Annotated in this window: 22 protein-coding genes; 6 read left to right on the top strand and 16 right to left on the bottom strand. The window is 45.8% G+C overall.

What is annotated here, in order from left to right:
* Window positions 1-52 precede the first annotated feature (52 nt).
* The 3 genes from RBB45_RS03175 to deoD all read right to left on the bottom strand — a co-directional run bounded on the left by RBB45_RS03175 (window position 53) and on the right by deoD (window position 2,038).
* Complete coding sequence (locus tag RBB45_RS03175) at window positions 53-259, bottom strand: heavy-metal-associated domain-containing protein (protein WP_022544082.1); 207 nt, start codon at window positions 257-259, stop codon at window positions 53-55.
* A 76-nt stretch (window positions 260-335) separates the two neighbouring features.
* The gene (locus RBB45_RS03170) at window positions 336-1,190 is read right to left on the bottom strand and encodes a M15 family metallopeptidase (RefSeq protein ID WP_022544083.1); all 855 of its coding nucleotides are present in this window, start codon (window positions 1,188-1,190) and stop codon (window positions 336-338) included.
* 146 nt (window positions 1,191-1,336) lie between these two features.
* Complete coding sequence (gene deoD / locus RBB45_RS03165) at window positions 1,337-2,038, bottom strand: purine-nucleoside phosphorylase (protein WP_009795475.1); 702 nt, start codon at window positions 2,036-2,038, stop codon at window positions 1,337-1,339.
* Window positions 2,039-2,195: 157 nt separating this feature from the next.
* Between deoD and RBB45_RS03160 the strand changes: the two genes are divergently transcribed.
* Complete coding sequence (locus RBB45_RS03160; RefSeq protein WP_009795474.1) at window positions 2,196-2,324, top strand: hypothetical protein; 129 nt, start codon at window positions 2,196-2,198, stop codon at window positions 2,322-2,324.
* A gap of 31 nt (window positions 2,325-2,355) precedes the next feature.
* The gene (locus RBB45_RS03155; protein WP_009795473.1) at window positions 2,356-2,481 is read left to right on the top strand and encodes a hypothetical protein; all 126 of its coding nucleotides are present in this window, start codon (window positions 2,356-2,358) and stop codon (window positions 2,479-2,481) included.
* A 46-nt stretch (window positions 2,482-2,527) separates the two neighbouring features.
* On the opposite strand, the gene RBB45_RS03150 is transcribed toward RBB45_RS03155, so the two are convergent.
* Complete coding sequence (locus tag RBB45_RS03150; protein ID WP_009795472.1) at window positions 2,528-2,842, bottom strand: YodL domain-containing protein; 315 nt, start codon at window positions 2,840-2,842, stop codon at window positions 2,528-2,530.
* A gap of 218 nt (window positions 2,843-3,060) precedes the next feature.
* Here RBB45_RS03150 and RBB45_RS03145 point away from each other — a divergent pair, with 218 nt between their 5' ends.
* The gene (locus RBB45_RS03145; protein WP_094767224.1) at window positions 3,061-4,059 is read left to right on the top strand and encodes a glycerophosphodiester phosphodiesterase; all 999 of its coding nucleotides are present in this window, start codon (window positions 3,061-3,063) and stop codon (window positions 4,057-4,059) included.
* A 444-nt stretch (window positions 4,060-4,503) separates the two neighbouring features.
* On the opposite strand, the gene RBB45_RS03140 is transcribed toward RBB45_RS03145, so the two are convergent.
* A complete protein-coding gene (locus RBB45_RS03140; RefSeq protein ID WP_094767222.1) occupies window positions 4,504-5,274 on the bottom strand; it encodes a sporulation protein in 771 nt (256 codons plus the stop codon).
* A gap of 154 nt (window positions 5,275-5,428) precedes the next feature.
* Between RBB45_RS03140 and RBB45_RS03135 the strand changes: the two genes are divergently transcribed.
* Window positions 5,429-6,562 carry a DUF2515 domain-containing protein gene (locus RBB45_RS03135; RefSeq protein ID WP_094767221.1) on the top strand — a complete coding sequence of 378 codons (1,134 nt, stop codon included), beginning with the start codon at window positions 5,429-5,431 and terminating at the stop codon, window positions 6,560-6,562.
* Between the two features lie 76 nt (window positions 6,563-6,638).
* Here the strand turns inward: RBB45_RS03135 and RBB45_RS03130 are convergent, their stop codons facing one another.
* On the bottom strand, window positions 6,639-6,809 hold the full coding sequence (locus tag RBB45_RS03130; RefSeq protein WP_009795467.1) for a YozD family protein: 171 nt from the start codon (window positions 6,807-6,809) through the stop codon (window positions 6,639-6,641).
* Window positions 6,810-6,953: 144 nt separating this feature from the next.
* Between RBB45_RS03130 and RBB45_RS03125 the strand changes: the two genes are divergently transcribed.
* A complete protein-coding gene (locus tag RBB45_RS03125; RefSeq protein WP_022544085.1) occupies window positions 6,954-7,118 on the top strand; it encodes a hypothetical protein in 165 nt (54 codons plus the stop codon).
* Between the two features lie 2 nt (window positions 7,119-7,120).
* Here the strand turns inward: RBB45_RS03125 and RBB45_RS03120 are convergent, their stop codons facing one another.
* The 4 genes from RBB45_RS03120 to RBB45_RS03105 all read right to left on the bottom strand — a co-directional run bounded on the left by RBB45_RS03120 (window position 7,121) and on the right by RBB45_RS03105 (window position 10,890).
* Window positions 7,121-7,816, bottom strand: a complete 696-nt coding sequence (locus RBB45_RS03120; RefSeq protein ID WP_022544086.1) for a hypothetical protein — start codon at window positions 7,814-7,816, stop codon at window positions 7,121-7,123.
* A gap of 152 nt (window positions 7,817-7,968) precedes the next feature.
* Window positions 7,969-8,196 carry a YozE family protein gene (locus RBB45_RS03115; RefSeq protein ID WP_022544087.1) on the bottom strand — a complete coding sequence of 76 codons (228 nt, stop codon included), beginning with the start codon at window positions 8,194-8,196 and terminating at the stop codon, window positions 7,969-7,971.
* 180 nt (window positions 8,197-8,376) lie between these two features.
* Window positions 8,377-8,568, bottom strand: coding sequence for a hypothetical protein (locus tag RBB45_RS03110; RefSeq protein WP_035403356.1), 192 nt, complete (start codon window positions 8,566-8,568; stop codon window positions 8,377-8,379).
* A gap of 93 nt (window positions 8,569-8,661) precedes the next feature.
* Complete coding sequence (locus RBB45_RS03105) at window positions 8,662-10,890, bottom strand: RNA degradosome polyphosphate kinase (RefSeq protein ID WP_276319929.1); 2,229 nt, start codon at window positions 10,888-10,890, stop codon at window positions 8,662-8,664.
* Window positions 10,891-11,174: 284 nt separating this feature from the next.
* Between RBB45_RS03105 and RBB45_RS03100 the strand changes: the two genes are divergently transcribed.
* Window positions 11,175-12,080: a Ppx/GppA phosphatase family protein gene (locus RBB45_RS03100; protein WP_022544088.1), complete on the top strand. Its 906-nt coding sequence runs from the start codon at window positions 11,175-11,177 to the stop codon at window positions 12,078-12,080.
* 107 nt (window positions 12,081-12,187) lie between these two features.
* Here RBB45_RS03100 and RBB45_RS03095 read toward each other — a convergent pair whose 3' ends face one another.
* The 6 genes from RBB45_RS03095 to RBB45_RS03070 form a co-directional block, all read right to left on the bottom strand.
* Window positions 12,188-12,463 (bottom strand): YokU family protein, encoded by a 276-nt coding sequence (locus RBB45_RS03095; protein ID WP_009795460.1) that lies wholly within the window; start codon window positions 12,461-12,463, stop codon window positions 12,188-12,190.
* Complete coding sequence (gene kamA, locus RBB45_RS03090; RefSeq protein ID WP_022544089.1) at window positions 12,460-13,875, bottom strand: lysine 2,3-aminomutase; 1,416 nt, start codon at window positions 13,873-13,875, stop codon at window positions 12,460-12,462. Before kamA ends, RBB45_RS03095 begins: the two co-directional genes overlap by 4 nt.
* Before the next feature lie 128 nt (window positions 13,876-14,003).
* Window positions 14,004-15,386 (bottom strand): sigma-54 interaction domain-containing protein, encoded by a 1,383-nt coding sequence (locus tag RBB45_RS03085; RefSeq protein WP_009795458.1) that lies wholly within the window; start codon window positions 15,384-15,386, stop codon window positions 14,004-14,006.
* A gap of 52 nt (window positions 15,387-15,438) precedes the next feature.
* Window positions 15,439-16,305, bottom strand: coding sequence for a putative beta-lysine N-acetyltransferase (gene ablB / locus RBB45_RS03080; protein ID WP_094767220.1), 867 nt, complete (start codon window positions 16,303-16,305; stop codon window positions 15,439-15,441).
* A gap of 74 nt (window positions 16,306-16,379) precedes the next feature.
* Entirely contained in the window at window positions 16,380-17,801 is a 1,422-nt protein-coding gene (locus RBB45_RS03075; protein WP_009795456.1) for an aldehyde dehydrogenase family protein, read from the bottom strand.
* An 86-nt stretch (window positions 17,802-17,887) separates the two neighbouring features.
* Window positions 17,888-19,147, bottom strand: a complete 1,260-nt coding sequence (locus RBB45_RS03070; RefSeq protein WP_009795455.1) for a peptidase — start codon at window positions 19,145-19,147, stop codon at window positions 17,888-17,890.
* Window position 19,148: the final 1 nt, after the last annotated feature.

Genomic DNA, 19,148 nt, shown 5'->3' with positions numbered 1-19,148 from the left:
ACAGGCCAATTAAAAGGGGATGGCCTGCTTCCATGCCATCCCCAAAAACCAATCAGGCAATTCCATACCCTTCATTTTCAATTGCTTCCTTGATTAAAGATTCCGATGTCTGCTCAGGATTATAGTCGACCTCTACTGTTTTTCCCTGAAGTGCTATTGACACCCCGGCAACTCCGTCAAGTGAAAGGAGGGCGTTCTTTATGGATTCTTCACAATGATCGCATGTCATTTCAGGTACAGTCATCGTTGTTCTATTCATTATTTTCTTCCTCCCTCTGTCAGTACTGCAGTCATTCTATTCCCCAATCAGGGCAAGTAAAAACAGGGAGTGATGATCATATTTTCTTTACAATGCTGAAATACTCTTCGAGAGTGAGGTTTTTCTCATAAATCTCCTCCGCTGCCGGACCGACATAGCGGAAATGCCAAGGCTCGTACTGATAGCCTGTTATACTTTCCTTTCCTTTCGGATAACGCAGGATAAATCCGAATTTATGGGCGTTTTCAGCAAGCCACTTTCCTTCTGCAGTGTTGCCGAACGCTTCAGAGAGCTCCAATTTTGCGCTTCTGCTGGATATATCCATCGCCAGGCCGGATTGGTGTTCGCTGCTGCCGGGCATGGCTACAGCCTGGACAGCCTTTTCTTCCCCGGCCCGCTGGATTTCAGCATCCAATATCACTGCCTGCCTTTCATATGAACGGTAGCCGGAAACGGCAAACAATTCAATCCCGGATTGCTTTGCTGCAGCAAACATCTTTTCCATATGAGCTGCAGCATCCTTGCGGATATAGCTCTTTTCAATATCCTGTTCCCCGAAAGAAAATGGAACTTTTGGACGGACAAGATCTTCCGGAATATAGCTGCCGGGCAGCATAAACTCTTTATTTACAAGCGCCATGATATTGGCAGGATTTTGAATCACTTTTTTACCTTCTGTTTCGGTTATCTGATTGAAAAAGGCTGCTTCCAGAACAGGGCCGTCCGGGACAGACTTTTCTTCCTCCTCAGCTGCAGCCTGTCCATCATCCGTTGACGGTGCTGCCTCACTGGTTTCTTTGTTTTTATCAGAAGGGCTGTCCGCAGCCTGCCCGCCTTCAGGCCAAAAGGGAATCTTGCTGACAAAAGGCTCCATTCTGCTGCATCCCCCGAGGATAAAAACAGCTGCTGCGATGATCACTATTTTCTTCATTTCTTTCACCTGTCCTATTGTTGTACCAATGTTAGTATTTCACAATATGTTTATCTTAACACTTTTTGCACTGCATCCGAAAGCATAGATAGTATTGATATCAGCAAAAAAAGAAGATGCCCGGCATGGGGCATCGTATTTAACCATTATTTAATCGCAGCTTCCAGTGCAACCTCGATCATTTCGTTGAAAGTTGTCTGTCTTTCCTGTGAAGTAGTTTCTTCACCAGTAAGGATATGATCACTGACTGTAAGGACTGACAATGCCTTTCTGTCAAATTTTGCTGCAAGGGTATAGAGGGCAGCTGTCTCCATCTCTATTGCAAGAATTTGGTATTTCGCCCATTTTTCCAGCTCTGAATTGTCGTTATAGAACATATCTGCTGTGAAAACATTGCCAACCTTAAGGTTCAGGCCTTTTTTTTCACCTGCATCATAGGCTCTTTTTAAAAGGTCAAAATCAGCGGTTGGAGCATAATCCACGCCTCCAAAGGTAAGGCGGTTCATCTGTGAATCAGTTGAAGCGCTCATAGCCAGGATAACATCCCTTACTTTTACATCCTTCTGGATGGCGCCGCATGTACCTACCCTGATCAGGTTTTGGACATTATAGCTGTTCATCAGTTCATTAATATAAATGGATATGGAAGGAACCCCCATTCCGGTTCCCTGGACAGAAATCCTTTTTCCTTTATAAGTTCCGGTATATCCAAACATGTTCCGGACTTCATTGTAGCATTCAGCATCTTCAAGGAATGTTTCCGCTATATATTTTGCACGCAAAGGGTCTCCTGGCAGCAGAACCGTCTCTGCAATCTGATTTTCTTCTGCACCGATATGTACACTCATGTTTTGTACCTCCAATGTTTTTCTGAAGCATGGTTTGCAACTGCTTTCACATCACACTATACCATATTTCCGCTGATGCTGGAAAACCAAGTGATGCCAGCATGTTTTTTTCTGCCCCGGGCAACCTAATATTAGTCTTTCCTAAGGAGGGATAAACATGCCGCAAGAACCGATGAGCAAAAAGCTGAGACAGGCTGTCCAGCACGCGAATGAAACCAATCCATCTTCACGTTCGAATACTGAACCGCATACCTCCAAAACAGTCCGGAGGAAGCATAAACAATAGTTCATGTGATATCAGAGGAGGAGAAGCGCCAGTGGGAAAAAAACACCGCAGCCGCATCAATTCACCAAAGAAAAACAATCATATCCCGCCTGAAGCTATCGTGGCTGAACATGAGGCCCATGGCAAAGAGAATTCTGCCGAAAGACGAAAAAAATAAAAAGCAAAAGCAGCAGGGGACTTTCTCCTGCTGCTCATCCTTTTTTCTATCTGATATGCACCCGGTTCACCTGCGCCCAGCCGCCGGGTTTGAGCTGGTAGTAGAACTGACCCCTTCTGCCCTCATCAATAAAGACAATATCCCCTGTTGACAGAAATCGTCCGCTGAAGTCAGCCGGCATGCGATCGGGAACATTGAAACTCCTGAAAGCGTGATCAAGACACTCCTCATGTGACGCACCCTTTATAGGCAGCCTGTACACCTGCTTATACCCTTTCTTTTGCCGGAACTCCGGTGTCTGGAAAATCGTCACATCATAATCCTTCTGCTTTAACATCGGCAACGTTAATTCCTTCAGCATGAAGCAAGCCTCCTTTATTAATTCCCTATGCCAGACCCATCCTTTTCGTCAGCAGCTCTATATTTTCTACTTCTGTTATTACATTTTCGTCCTGTCGATTCCTTCAAAGAACATTTTCTTTTTTTATCGTTTTTCAGAAAATTCTGTCGCAAACCATTTCCGTACAAGCTTGCTTCCGCATATTATATATAAACCAGCCTGCCGAAGGGGGAAATGATATGAGGGGCCATATTGCAATGAAAACTGCCCTTCCAGGAAGAATCTGCTTCTGCTTCTCCCGATTCTGGAACTTTTTATTCATTATTTTCTTTCATCTGCCGGCATCAAGTGCCTTTGAACGGCTTTACCGCAAAGAGTTATGCTTCTATCCTTTTCGTAAAAAAAACACACTTGCAGGATCCCTGCTTCTCGGCATCCTTGTATCCTTCCTGAGCTTTGCATTCCAGCCGCTTGCCCCTTTTCAGTCCATTGCCCACCGGGGCGCTGTCCAAATTGCTCCTGAAAATACGATGGCAGCCTTTGAAAAAGCCTATGAACTAGGTTTTGATTTTATTGAGCTGGATGTATGGCTTAGCAGCGACCATCAGCCAGTGGTCATCCATGATGGAGATGTCGGCAGGACAACAGGAGGAGAAGGACTCGTAACACAGCTGTCTGCCAGCCAGCTGAAGGAGCTTGACGCAGGTTCCTGGTTCAGCGATCAGTATAAAGGTGAAAAAATCCCTCTGCTGAAAGAAGTGGTAAAGCGTTTCGGAGGGAAGATCGGTCTTCTTATCGAAATGAAGGGGGCAGGAAGTGAAGCAAACCTGGCAAAAGAGGTTGCTGTCTTGCTGAACCAAACACTTGAGGAAGGCGTCGATCCTGATCTCTTAATGGTGCAGTCTTTCAATATTGCTGATATCCGGACATTCAGCACCCTTTCCCCGAAAGTTAAGGCAGGAATACTGGTCAGCAAGCCGCTCGATATGTTCCAGCTTGCTTCATACAGAAGTTTTGCCGATTTCTTGTCTGTTCATCATGCATTCTTATCTAAGTCCTTTGTCACACAGGCAAAATCATTTGGGTACAAAGTCAATTCGTGGACGGTCACTCAGGAGCAGCAATTTGCAGCCATGCAGCGCCTGAAGGTCAACGGCATCATTTCTGACCTTTATCCAGACAGTTCCTTACAATACGCCAGCACTTTTGAACGGCTCTTTTCTTTTGTAGACCCATGAGCAGAATTGAAGGTTTTCCTGCATAAAAAAGACGATGGTTTTCCATCGTCAAATACTGCAGGAATATTGTTTAAGTTGCCATCTTTTTTTGATGTTAATAGGGCTGTTGATTTCCGTTCCAGGCACTTCGCTTTCCGCGGGGCGGCGCTGAGCCTCTCTTCGCTTCGCTCATGCGGGTTCTCAGCCCTGCGGCTGCTTCCCGCGGGAAGTTGAATCCTCTTCTCCGAATTGAACATCGAATGAAGAAAATGCACATGCATTTTATGAAGAGTCTGCGTGCCGTGCACTCCAATCAACTGGTTTTTAAACTTTGGTTGTACAAAAGGACTATTTTCGTTTCTAATACCTTTTCAATCTTTTTTTAACGGTATGACGTCAAAAATTCTGGTGACTCATTGTTTCCTTCAATACGGGATAACAGCTCTGATCCCTCTCAGCTCTTCTTCAGCAATACCGTACAATGGTACTTTCCAATTGCTGTCTGATGCCAGCGAGATCATAATCTGAAACTCTCAGCCTCACATTGGTTTCATCCATTTCCAGTGCTTCTGAAAGGAAACCTCCGAGCCCCCTTGCTTTCCTGTCAACCTGCAGCATCAGCTCCATCTGGCCGCCGCCGGCAGGACGGAATACCAGTTCAAGCTCATCAAGCTTGCCCCTGAAGGGCCCTGAAACCGGAACGAACTCAAATTCCTGTATGAATGGAAGCCTGCCGCGCAGCCTGCGTGGCGCTTCTTCACATTCTGCTTCCCGGAGCCTGAAGCCAAGATCGGAAACTGCCTGGAACACACCGTCCATGAGCCTGTTCGGCTTAATGGATATATAATCTTTGTCGCCGGGATCTACCGCATTTTTAATGTCCAGGCCAGTTGAAATCCATACCTTCGTTCTTCCCAATGTCAGAGGTGAATCCTCAGGGATTTGAATAGAGAAAGGAATTTCCCGCGTTTCATTCGGCTGGATCACCAGTGTCTCAGCAATCCTGTATTTATCGATCACACCTGCAGCTGTATATTTCTTATCATCTGCCTCTCTAATATAAGTTGTATTCAGAGCCAGGTAAATCTGGTCGATTTTCTGCTCTGTCTTCCCTCCCCTGATTTCAATAACACCCTTGGCCATTTCACCCGGATAAAAGGAGTCCCGCTCCAATTTCGTATCAACAGAAGCAGAACCTACACCTACACTTGCCAGCACTTTGTTAAAGAATGACATCTTATTTCCCCCTATTTCAATTAGACTGCTGAAGCTGCATACATGAAGCCGAAAGTACTTTAATACATTTAATATAACGATATGCGTTCATTTCAGCCTGATGATTTTTTAATACGTATGGCTGATCATAAAGTTTCATATCCGGGGAGGCAAAATGAAAATATTTGCTGAATTTTATCCTGCATGGCTGAGAAATATGTTGAATCGCCGCAGCGGGCCTGCCATTCCTGAGAAAACTTTGCTTAGCGGACGGGAGATGGCCAGCATTGAACAGGCACTAATCCGCCAGGCCAAAACAGATACGCCGATTTATATTTTGACAGAAAAAGAAAAGAAGGTTGCAGCGGCTATTTCTAGAGAAACGGAAAAATATAACCGCAATAATATTACGAGAACACAAGCCTATCTTTTGTTTTACAGGCGAAACCCCGATCTCCACTGGGCATTCCTTGCCCATATGGTATCAAGGAACGGCGGCTTTTATATGACAGACATAAAGAGCTCTTATCTGGACAGTTTTCTCACGGAAGAAGACCGGGAGCGTTACTTTCTTTTTCTTGAGCGCTGCAATGCTTATATTTTCCAGGATGCGTACCCGCAGCTGCTGCTTTTAGAATACAGCAGGAGAATGGGAATCCCTCTGTTTCACCTGCTCCCCAAATTTCATGTATCAGGCTGGATGAAGCCTTTTTGGGATCATTTTTATGAGCATGGCTCTTCTGCTGTGATTACAGCAGCGATGATCGTGAACGAACAAAAAATGCTGGAAGACAGGGTCATCAGGACTTCAGGTTCCAGCATACTGGATGATCTGCCTTTCCTTCTTCAGGAAAAACTCGGTTTCACAACAGTTGTATTCCCGCTGAAGAAGGCAAATACCTCTGCATTGCTCGGGGTCTCTGTAGTGGATTTCAGATCTGCTGATGCCCGCATAACCACAGGCAAATCTCTATACCAGATCCTTTTCCATAAAAAACACCACAGAAAGATAAAAGAATTCGCCCTGGGAACTCCCCATACTGCTTCACGGTCCGACTATTGGAGCAGCAGATATTCTGCCAGTAAAGAATCCGGAATGCTATACAGTCCTGCCCTGGATCAGGCATGGAAGGACAAGAAGCATTATTTCACCAGGAAAACAGACTGGTTTATAAAAGAGCAGGAAAGCTGCCTCTATCATTTGGATGCCTTGCCGGAAACCAAGGACTATGATTTAACGCGGAAGCTTCTAAAGCAGCATGCCTTACTTTCAGCTGCAGACTTGATTGCCCATCAAGTAATCCCTTAACACCTCTGGATATCGCTGCATAATAAAGAAAACTGGCGCTCTATCCGGCGCCAGCTTCCACTCTTATCGTCATCTATTATTCTTCAATTTCCTCATCAATGATGCACTTATCCAGCAAATACTCGAAGGTTATATCCGCCAGATCCTCAAGCTCCATCTCCTCAGGAACGTATCCCCTTTTAACAAGCTCATGAAAGAAAAACTCTGCTATTTCCTCCGTATCTATAAAAACTTCGATTTCTCTCACAGCAACGCCCCCTTTTTCAGAATGTATGATGCTTTTCCTACTTTCATGCACAATATGAGAAAAACTTTTATTCTATCACCTGTGAGCATATCTCCCAGGGACAAGCCATACAATGTTATATCAGAAAGTCGGGAGGCGGATGGCATGAATAGGCTCAGAACGTTTGTTGATGATGTAAAAGAAGATGTTAACCAGGAAAACAGCATGATTGTAAATCTCTTTGAAAAAATACTCTCATCTATGTTCCTGATCCTTCTGGCAGGAGGGCTTCCCTATCTTGCTTATTTATACCTCGCTTCCGGCTTGTAGTGCTAGGCATGCTTTTTTCCGTCAGCACCGGTCAGATGCTTAAGCTTCCGCAAGATCACCTGCATGATATGCCTGTATTCATCGTCGCCGAACAGCTGGAAGAGGATCCGGTAATCATTGTATATATCAAGCAGGCCATCAATCATTTGCTTTTTCTCTTTGCGGCTTTCCAGGAACTCTTTTTCCATCTGTTTCACAGAACCCTGCTGCTTCTTCAGATTAACAGGCTTCTGCTGCTTGTTGATTAGATAAAGGAGCCCAAGCTTCTGGATGAAAGTGTCGGCGCTTTCTGCATCCGCAAGCAGGGTCAGCTCTTCTTCCCCGGCCTCCAGCCATTCGCCGTCATTGATCCTGGAAAGCTCATAAATGACATCCTCCCAGGCATCCTCCTTATAGCGCCAGATTTCAGTCCGGAACCCCACCACCTTAAACAGGTCTGAACCATAGCCTTTCACCTGCACCAGATCGCCGAACAAAAATTTATATTCAATATCTATATGCTCTTTCTCCATTATATTTCCTTCATACTCAGAAAGCATCTGAAGGCTGGATTCCATAAACAGGCCCTCGCTTTTATTCACTTCATATACATGCATTCCGTCCAGCCATTTAACATCTGTTATTTTGCCGACTGTTCCATACATCGTGATCACGACTGTATCACCGATATTAAATCTTGGCTTTTTCTTCTTTTCCATATCCTCCATCCTCTCAATGATCGTCGTGAGTATTAATTACGATATCATATGCAGGAAGAAGATATTCGGTCCCAAAATTGCCCATATGCCGCCAAGTTCAAAAATAAGAAAAGGAGCCGCTTATCAAGCAGCCCCTTGCAGTAAGAATAAACTTATCTCTTTGTTTCGGACACCAGATAAAGCTCCCAGGCTTCATCAAAGATGGCCATGCTGTCCAGATAGTGGCCATTCATTTCCAGATAGCTGCTGAGTTCATCATAATCAAATGATGTCTTTGGGAAGCTATGGTCTTCAAACGCGGAATTGGCAAAAGAGCTGATGCTGTCCTTTGGCTCAGGATGACGGTATTTCATCAGGAAATGATAAAAGGATTTCGACATGGTACTCCCTTTCTTCTCTGGTATAATAAGCGCCGGCTGAACAGCCGCACGCAATTTCAACATTTATACCGTCTACTATAAAGGATGCCTGCCGGTTCGTCCACAAAGACAGACTTGCTTACAGGATAGATGTTGCCCAAGTGCCAAAAAGGCCGGGCCCCCGTAAGACAATCTCGCTATTCACTCCCATCTGCCCGCCTTTGCCATTTCAACCAGTGCAAAAATGATATTGAACATCAGGACAGCCACTGCTGCAGGTACGGCATGAAGCCAGCTTTTCCCGTACTTCACTTTTATGACTGCTGTGAAATAACCGCAAATGAAAAGGACAGACATGGAAGACACAAGCATAATCAGCAAAGCATAACGCATAAAAATCCCCCCGCTGAAAGTTTTTTCCATCTTTATTATAGGACCCTGAGGGGGAAACGACTGCCTTATTCATGTATGAATGGTGAATCTTTTCTATCTGTTAAGCAATGGAATAAACTCCTTCAGCTTCAGTAAGTAAGATTCTGCAAGTGAAGCCGGTCGTGGACGATGTGCAGGTGGATAGCTGTCTGCAGTCTTCGACGAAAGCTTAAACTGGACAGCTTCTTCACATAACAGCTGCTGGCTGTTTATACGGTTTTCGCCGCTTTTCCGGTCCACATAGCGATAACGGCCATCATGGTCCTGTTCCCTTGCTTTGCAATTATCTTTCAGCATAACCTCAAGTACACTATAAATCCTTGCTTTAAGCCGCTCCTCCAGAATGGGAAAAAGAATCTCAACACGGTTTTCCATATTACGGGTCATCCAGTCTGCCGAAGAAAGGTAAACCCTTTTAGCTTGCTGATGATTGAAATAAAAGATTCTGGTGTGTTCAAGGAATGTACCCACAATGCTAAGGACCTTGATGTTTTCACTGACACCCGCAATGCCGGGCCTTAAGCAGCAGACCCCCCTGATGATAAGATCTATCTTAACCCCGGCTATCGAGGCTTCATACAATTTTTTAATGATTTTCTTGTCAGTCAGAGAATTCATTTTTGCTATGATTCTTCCATTCTGATAGTTCCTGTGAAATTCTATCTCCTGATCAATGAGCCTGATGAAAGTATCTCTGATGCCGAAAGGTGAAACAGATAACTGTTGATAGGATGGCCTCTCCATATAGCCGCTCAGATAATTGAAAAAGTTAATAGCATCTTCTCCAAGCTGATGATTGCAAGTAAGCAGCCCCATGTCTGTATAAATCCTTGCGGTCGCATCATTATAGTTTCCTGTCCCCAAATGGACATATCTCTGGATATTTCCTTTTTCCCTTCGGATTACCAATGTAATTTTGCTGTGCGTTTTCAGAAGTGTCATGCCATAAATGACATGACAGCCTGCCTGTTCCAGCTCCTTTGCCCACTGGACATTATTTTCTTCGTCAAAGCGGGCCTTCAGCTCCACAAGCACCGTCACCTGCTTCCCATTTTCGGCCGCACGCTTCAGGCTTTCAATGATCGGTGAATCTCCGCTGACACGATAAAGAGTCTGCTTAATTGCCAGTACATCTTTATCATCTGCGGCTTCCCTCATGAAATCTACCACAGGTTCAAAAGATTCATAAGGATGATGCAGCAGAGCATCCCTTTTCCGGATTTTCTCAAATATTCCACCCTCACCCTCTAAATCCTGCGGAGGCTGGGGAATAAAGGACTGCGCCGCCAAATGCTCATGGCTTGCCTGGATTTTTTTACAAAATGAAAAAAGAAAAGTCAGATCCAGGGGGGCTTCGACAGGATAGATATCCTTCCCGTGTATTTCCAGCTCTTTCCTTAGGAATTCAATGACCTGACTGCTGTTTTCAGCCTGCTGATATTCCAGCCGGACCGCTGCACCTCTTTTCCGTTTCTTAAGCTCTTCTTCAATTTCCTGCAGCAGGTCTTCCGCTTCGTCTTCATGAATGGCGAGATCGGCATTGCGGGTAATTCTGAATGGAGTGGCAGAGCGCACTTTATATCCCGTAAACAGTTTGTGGATGCAATAAATAATAACCTCTTCCAAGAGCACAAACTTCCTGGCCTGCCCTTTCTGAGGCAGCTCCACCAGGCGGTCGATTACAGACGGTACCTGTACGATGACCAGATTTCCATCCAGGCTCAGATGCTTCTTTTTATCCGGCGATTTTTCTTCTATGATCACAGCTAAATTCAATGATTTGTTTAACAGCATCGGGAAAGGGCGGTAAGCATCTATCGCCATGGGAGTCAGAACAGGATAAACATATGCCTCAAAGAAGTTTTCAAGAAAAGCCAAGTCCTTTGATGGGACATCTTTAATTCTGGATATTTCTATCTGTTCTTTTGTTAAAAGGGGAGTAAGCTCATTACAATATATTTCATCTTGCTTTTTAACAAGGGTATGTGTTTTTTCAGAAATGGCGCTCAGCTGTTCTTTTGGGGTCAGCCCAGCTTTGTTTTCGGGTTTATTGAAACCGGCTTTTACCTGATCCAGCAGACCAGCTACCCTGACCATGAAAAACTCATCCAGATTTGAGCTGAATATAGAAAGGAATTTATATCGTTCCAATAACGCATTTTGATTATCTTCTGCTTCTTCCAGCACTCTATTATTAAAATCCAGCCAGCTCAGCTCGCGATTATTGTAATAGGAAGGATTATCCAAATTAGAAATATCAGGTTTCTCATGGTTTATGCACATGGTTCTACATCCCCTTCTGCAATCTTCGACAAGGATAAAATTAGCAAATAAGGATGTAAATAACTAGAGTGATAGTGTTAAGTTTTGTAAATTATACATTCATGCTTTCACATTTAATGTCTCAAGATAGGCTGCGTCTTAAATATCCTGGTTTTAAAGACTACACTCTGCCTTTTGCTGTTTAAGCTACTGCAGTACTGTATATTTACAATAGCTTTACATTCGACTTAAGTGTTTTCATATAAAATTGAATGTATAAAAGTCATCAAAGGAGTGTCCTTTTTTTGAACAACCAGACAATAGCCCTGATCGATTTAGGGTCCAATTCCATTCAAATGGCCATTTACAATGTCAATGAGGATCTTCGGATATTTCATGAAGTAGAGCGGGTCAAGGTCGCAGCAAGGCTTATCAATCATTTAAATGAGCAGGGCTTTTTGACAGAGGAAGGCATCCAGCTTATCATCACCATCTTTAAGGAATTCCAGAAGAGAGCTGAAAAATACGGGACAGGCCGCATCACCGGCTATGCTACTGCTGTTATCCGCAATTCACTTAATCAAGAAGAGATTCTGGCTGAAATCGCTGCCCGGACGGACATTGCCATTTCTGTGATAAGCGGATATGAAGAAGCCCGCTACGGCTATCTAGGTGTGGTTAATTCAATGAATGCGGTTGAGGGGATCACTCTTGATATCGGCGGCGGAAGCACGGAAATTACCCTTTTCAGAAACAGGGAAATGGTTCATTATCACAGTTTTCAGTTTGGTGCTGTCAATCTTCATGAAGCCTATACTAAGGGAAAAAGAGTGACTGAGAATCAATTAACTCAATTGCGCCGCTATATTTTGGACAGCATCCAGACCCTTCCCTGGCTGAAAAACGCCGGCCTCCCCATTATCGGAATCGGCGGAAGCGCAAAAAACCTGTCCAGAATACATAACGCGAAATTTGGAGGTGCTGAATTGAAGCTCCATGAAATCAGCAGCATCTTCTCTGAGCTTTCCTCCTTGAATGTAGATGAGCGTTCAAAAGTAAAGGGGTTGTCCAAAAAAAGAAGAGATATCATTCTCCCAGCCATTGGGATTGTAAGCCAGATGATGGAAACTGTCCGGTCTCCCCATTTCGTTTATTGCGATAAAACGGTCAGGGACGGGATCATGTACAAAATGCTTGAAGAAAAGCAATAAACAGCTGCAGGCATTTCAATAACAGCAAAGGCCACCGTTTCGCTGCTTTAACAAAAGCAATTCTAAAGTCCAAAAGGCCCGGTCATCCCGGGCCTTTTCCTCTCTTCTTAATCAAATTTGAAATAATTTCTTTTAAGAAACCTCGGTTTAGCCATCAATTCTTCAAAAGTAAGCGATTTTTCAAGCTTTTTAGTATCTATTAAAAAGAGCTGGTCCTCGATCTCCTCTATGATCTTTTCTTCGTGATATACCATTCCGCACCCACTGCAGACAATGCAGGGTGTTTCTCTTATCTCAATCCCTTTTGTTCCATCAGGCAGTTCCCAAAAGACCGAAGCTGTCTGCCTTGCCGTTTCATCAGATGAGCACCAATCACAATTCATGATGGTTCCTCTCCCTTCTCCTGCTGTCCCCACTTCTTCATCTGCGCTTCAAATTTCTTATCTTTTAATTCATCGCGCTTTTCCCGTTTATCCTTGAGGGAATGGTGCCCCGGATCCTGCTGGTACTCTTCCCTGCGGTCCAGCCTCCTCAGGCCTTCAGGAACAAGATTGAACTGTGAATCATTCATGAGTGCCGATATTCCTGTATGGCTATTCTTCTGGTCCATATCAGGATAAATTCTTTTAAAATAGTCCTCTGCTCTGCCCGGGACATAATTCTCGGGCTCAGGATAAGTGGTTATGACTCCCTCAAAATTGCGGAGCACTGTCTTTTCAGCGCTTTGGGATATCAAATAATTCGGCTGCAGTGCAATCTTCCCGCCGCCCCCAGGTGCATCGACCACAAAAGTAGGTACAGCATAGCCAGATGTATGCCCCCTCAGTCCTTCTATAATCTCCAGTCCTTTTGAAACAGGCGCCCTGAAATGGCCGATGCCTTCTGATAAATCGCACTGATAGATATAGTAAGGACGCACCCTGATCTTAACAAGGTCGTGCATCAGTTTTTTCATGATAGGGACACTGTCATTGATGCCCGCCAGAATGACTGCCTGGTTGCCGACAGGCACTCCCGCATCGGCGAGCATTTCGCAGGCCTTTTTAGCTTCTTCGGTAATTTCAATGCTCGTATTGAAGTGAGTGTTCAGCCAGATCGGATGGTATTTCTTTAAGATATTGCACAGATTCTCTGTTATTCTTTGGGGAAAAACGACCGGAGCCCTGGTACCGATCCTGATGATTTCCACATGATCGATTTCCCTCAGGTTTTTCAATATATATTCCAGGATTTTATCATTGATTAACAGTCCATCTCCTCCTGAGATGAGCACATCTCGGACTTCAGGTGTGTTCCTGATATAAGCTATCGCATCGTCCAGCTGCTTTTTAGGAACACCCATGCCGATCTGGCCGGAAAACCTTCGCCTTGTACAATAGCGGCAGTACATGGAGCATTGATTGGTGACAAGGAACAGCACCCGGTCAGGATAGCGGTGCGTCAATCCGGGCACAGGTGAATCTTCGTCTTCATGGAGGGGGTCTTCCAGGTCATATTTTGTTTTATGGATTTCCTGAGAAATCGGGACAGACTGCATCCTGACAGGACAGCGGGGATCATCCGGATTCATCAGGGATGCATAATATGGTGTAATATTCAATGGGATTGTTTTAGTGGAAATCTTTACGCCCTCTTCTTCCTCGGGCGTCAGATTGATGACTTTTTTCAAATCCTCCAGGTTTCTTATCGTGTTGGTGAGCTGCCAAAGCCAGTCATTCCATTGCTCTTCTGTTACATCCTTCCAAAGCTCTATATCCTTCCAATGGCGTTCTGCTTTATATAAGTCCAGCTTCATTTTCAATTCCTCCCAGCTAATGGTAAAGTTTGCAGCTTCCTTATACTGTATTACATGCAATTTCCATGCCAATTGTTAATCCTTATGCACAGCAGCACGAGCGGGAGAACAATAAAAAGAAATGCCGGTTATTCGGCATTTCCCAGTTGATGCTTATGAAGCTTATATTGAAGCGTCTGCCTCGGGATATTCAGGAGCCTGGCAGCCTGCAGGATATTCCCTCCTGTCCCGGCTATTGCAGCCTCAATGATCTCTTTTTCTGCTGCCTGCACACGCTCTTTTAAGGATAACGCCACTGTCCTGCTTCCGCTTTTGCTCCTCATCTGTTTCAGCATGGCCGGCAGATCCTCTTCAGTAAGCTCGCTTCCCTCAGAAACATTGACCATATACTCAATCGTATGCTTTAATTCTCTTACATTTCCCGGCCAGTGGTAGCTGCTGAAGAACTTTGCTGCTGTACTGCCGATCACTTTTACATTTTTCCCGAGCTTACGGTTAAAGGAATCAAGGAAATGGGACGCCAAAAGCCCGATATCTTCAGGCCTCTTTCGCAGAGGGATCAGTTCGAATGTAAACACATTGAGCCTGTAGTAAAGGTCATGCCGGAGGATCCCCTGCTCCATAGCCTCATGCGGGTGTATATTCATGGCCGCGATGATCCGGACATCAGTGGCTATGTTTCTGGATCCGCCGACACGCCGGACAGCACCGTCCTCAAGCACCCTCAAAAGCTTTGCCTGCAGCAGCGCCGGCATTGTATGGAGTTCATCGAGGAACAGCGTCCCCCCATCTGCCAGTTCAAACAGCCCGGGTCTTTCTACGGCTCCCGTATAACTCCCTTTCGCTGTACCGAAAAGGATTCCTTCAAGGAGCGTCTCAGGGATAGCAGCACAATTCTGTGCTATGAATGGTTTCTCCCTTCTGGCTGATGCATGGTGGATTCCCTGGACAAACAGCTCCTTGCCGCATCCGCTTTCCCCAAATACGAGGATGGGAGAAGAAGAGGCAGCAAGCTTTAAGGCTTCCATTTTCAGCTCTTTGAAGAGCCCATTTCCAGTCAGCAGATCATCCAGGGTATATACTGTGCTTCCTGCCGGCCGCAGGTTTTTTTCACTTGGCACGCTTGCTTTCTGAAGATCCAGGAGCCTTTCGGACAATATCTTCAGCCGGGAATAATCTTTAGCAATTTCTACAGCCCCTACTAGCTCTCCTTCCACAAAAATGGGAAGCGTGGTGTTCAGTGTTTCAATCCTCTTGCCATGGAGGTTGATATAGCTTTGGGACTGATCGTATATCGGCTGTTTTGTTTTCATTACCTGGAGCAGGGTGCTTGACTTCAAGCTCAGAGATGGAAAGCTTTCAAGCAGCGGCTTTCCAAGCACCTCATCCATACCCATGCCATCATGCAAAGCAGCAACTTCATTATAAAAAATAGTAATCCCGTTTATATCCACAGCATGAATGCCTTCGTCAATCCCCTTCAAAATCGCTGTAAGCACTTGTTCTTTCATACGTCCAACCCCCTTATTCATCTATATGAAAAGGTGCCGGAAAATTGTCAGTCTAGTGCCGGATTTTTGGCATCATGGCAAGATTTTTCACCCAGATATTCATATCCTCAAGCTTATCAAAGATAAAGCAATTATTGGCCAGCCTGCCCCTGTAGCTGTACCCAAGCTGATGAAGAGCTGCATTCATTCCATATGAAAGGCTTCTGGCGATGGAATAAGCGCAAAAGATGCCCTGGCAGGCCAGCTCTTCCTCAAGTTTGCCAATCAGTATTTTCATCAATCCATGCTTTCGGAAGTCAGGCAATGTGGCACAGTCTGTCAATTCTGCATTTCGGTAGAAAGAATTGATTTCTGCTGAGGCAGCGCTCACGATTTTCCCCTCGTGTTTCACTCCCATGAACATTGTGCCGTTTTCCATCGACTTTTCGATATACCGGGGGTCATCCATGGGAACGGGGTAAATTTGAAATACCGCCTTATACAGCTCAGCCAGTTCACGGGCATCTGCCGGCTTGAAGCGTACAAGCCGGCATGGAGGCTGAAGACTGGAATCATTCCCGGTTCTTTCGAGGCTGCGCACTTTCTCTGCGACCTCATCCTCATCAGCCCAGTGCGGATTGTTTCTCCTGCTGCTCTTATAATACTTGGACATGAAAAAAGCGTCAGAGCCTAAAAAATAGCCGTCGATCTTGCCTTCGGCCTGGAAGCCGTTCTCCAGATAAAAATCTGTCTCCTCTGCCCTGGCTTTAATTATCATTTTTTCTGCCTGGATCTCCTCTCTTAAACCGTATGCGAACGAAAGCGCACTTTTACGGTTTCCAAGGCAGTCATCCACTCTGATTCTCTTATTATACGGGTCAATGAAAACCTCGAGAGAAAAGTTGTCCTGCCTGATAATTCTTACTGATGACTGCTCCATAATCCTCCTCCTTTACAGAAAGGGGACCCTCTGACCGAGCGCCCCTTTTCTTAACAGCCGTACATGTTTGACGGTTATTCATATTTAATGCTGACAAGCTTAAGCTCTGTCATTTCTTCGACTGCATATTTAATTCCTTCCCGGCCGGTCCCGCTCAGTTTGACGCCGCCGTATGGCATATGATCCACACGGAAGGTTGGAAAATCATTGATCATCACGCCGCCGACTTCAAGCTCGCGTGCGGCCTTCAGCGCTGCATTGATATCCTTTGTGAAAATGCCTGCCTGGAGCCCATACTGGGAATCATTCACATAACCGATCGCTTCATCTATACCTGAGAAGCGGTTAATATGGACAACAGGGGCAAATGCCTCTTCACAGGAGATTTTCTGTTCTTTATCAACGTCCAGCAGAACTGTCGGCTGGAAAACAGAACCTTCCCCGCTTCCGCCGAGAGCTAGCTTTGCTCCCCCGTCCACAGCGGTTTTCACCCACGATTCTGCCCGTTCTGCATCATCGAGGGAGATCATGGCAGATACATCGGTCGTCTCATCAAGCGGGTCCCCTGCCTGGAGTCTGCCTGCTTCATGGACAAACCTTTCAGTAAATTCTTCAAAAATGGCCTCATGGACATAGATCCGCTGCACAGAAATGCAGACCTGGCCCTGAAAGGCATACGCTCCTGATACAATTCGCGGGACTGCCTTATCAAGGTCGGTATCTTTATCCACAATGACGGCTGAATTTGAACCCAGCTCGAGGGTCACCTTTTTCAGCCCGGCGTTTTCCCTGATATAAGTGCCTACTTCAGGGCTTCCCGTAAAAGTGATCATCTTGATCCTCTTGTCTGAGAGGAAGCTGTCGCCGATCGTTTTTCCGCTGCCGGAAATTACATTCAGTCCACCTGCAGGCAGCCCTGCACGATGGAAAATATCAGCAATCTTATAGGCGCTTAAAGGCGTCTGGCTCGCCGGCTTCAGGACAACTGTGTTGCCAGCCGCAATCGCCGGTCCGACTTTATGGGCAACGAGATTCATCGGGAAATTGAAGGGTGTAATCGCACCAATGACCCCCAGCGGCTCTTTTACCGTGTAGGCGAGCCTCCCCTCACCTCCAGGCGCCGCATCCATCGGGATGGTTTCACCGTACAGCCTTCTGGCTTCCTGTGCTGCAAATGCATATGTTGTGATAGTCCTTTCCACCTCTGTCCGTGCTGCTTTTATCGGCTTCGCGGCTTCACGCGAAATAATCCTTGCACACTCTTCTTTTTCATCCTTGAGTATTTGGACTGCATTCTCAAGAATTTCAGCCCTTTTATGCGCAGGCATTGCAGCCATCAATTTTGATGCTTTCTCTGCAGAAGCAATGGCTGCCTCTATTTCTTCGCTTCCAGCCGCCGCCACATCTGCCAGCTTCTCCTGATTATAAGGGCTTCTAAGCTCCCTGTATTCATTTCCGGGTTCAAAACTGCCATTGATCCATAAATCCTGCTTCATATCATTACCTCCTAAAGACAATGTAGCTTAAGTATAAATTCTTGAGCTGAAAAATCCCATCAATCGGCTTCCTCCGTAGACAAATGTCAGCTGCACCACTCCAAGATGCACTCGGCAATGATCTCCGCAGCATTGAACATATCATCCAGGGAGATGGATTCATCCGCATCATGGGCTGCCTCTGTAGTTCCCGGACCGAATACGATAACAGGCGTCCCGCCGGCCCCGGAAAGGATCCCGCCGTCTGTACCCCATGGAGATGCTTCTATTTTGGGCTTCTCCCCTGCCACTTTTTCAAAACTGGCTGACAGCACGTTCATCAGGGGATGGCCAATGTCCAGATTCCCAGGCTGCCATCTCCCACCAAACCACTCGACCTTGCAGGGATTTTCAATGAACCAGCCATCTTTTTCAGATAAGGAGTTTAATACCGTTTCCAGCTCTTTTTCTGCCATCTTCATATCTTCTTCAGGAGCAACCCCTATCCTTCCCTCAATGACGGCGGTATCCGGTACAGAGGATGGCCACTCCCCGCTCGTGATTTTTCCGATATTGATCGGAATCGGGATAGGTATTCCCTTGTATAAAGGATCTGCAACCCGCTCATTTCTCGTTTTCTCGAGTTCCTGGAGAGAAGCTATCACTGCTATGGCCTTTTCAATCGCACTGATACCCTCATAGCGGGTGCCGCCATGTGCAGCACGGCCCTTGACTGTAATCCTGAACCACATAGAGCCCTGCTGCTTTGGAAAAAGCTTCATATTTGTCGGTTCAGGGATGATCGCTCCATCTGCTTTATAACCCCTGATCACAGCGGCAAGCGTCCCGGCCCCTCCGCTTTCTTCTTCTATAACACTCTGAAAAATGACATCTCCCTTCAATTCCTTCCCCGCCGCTATCAAGTACTCAAGCGCCAGCAGCAGGGATACTGTTCCGCCCTTCATGTCGGTCGCCCCCCTGCCATAAAGCCTCCCATCCTTTATTTGTCCGCTGTAGGGGTCATATTTCCAATCATCCCTGCTGCCCTCAGGAACCACATCGATATGGCCATTCAAAATGATGCTCCTGCCTCCACCGGTCCCCTTCCAGACTCCCACTACATTCGGGTTGCCGCTGAAGTCCTTTCTGTCAGAACAGAATAGGGGATGTGCGGGCAGCTCATCTTTGCCGATTTCCCATATATCCAGCTCGAGCCCCATTTCCCGGCACTTCTCAATGATCACAGCCTGGGCACCGGCCTCATTTCCCCTAGTACTTGGTTCCTGGACAAGCCTTTGAAGAAGCCTGATTCCTTTGGACCTGTTTTTGCTCAGCCACTCTTTTACGCTTCCATCACTCTCACTCAAT

Origin of the sequence: Bacillus sp. MMSF_3328, from assembly GCF_030733525.1 — a bacterium.
GTDB classification, from domain to species: domain Bacteria; phylum Bacillota; class Bacilli; order Bacillales; family Cytobacillaceae; genus Bacillus_AB; species Bacillus_AB infantis.
The sequence above is the reverse complement of the archived record's forward strand: the minus strand, read 5'-3'. Positions and strand labels throughout refer to the sequence as shown.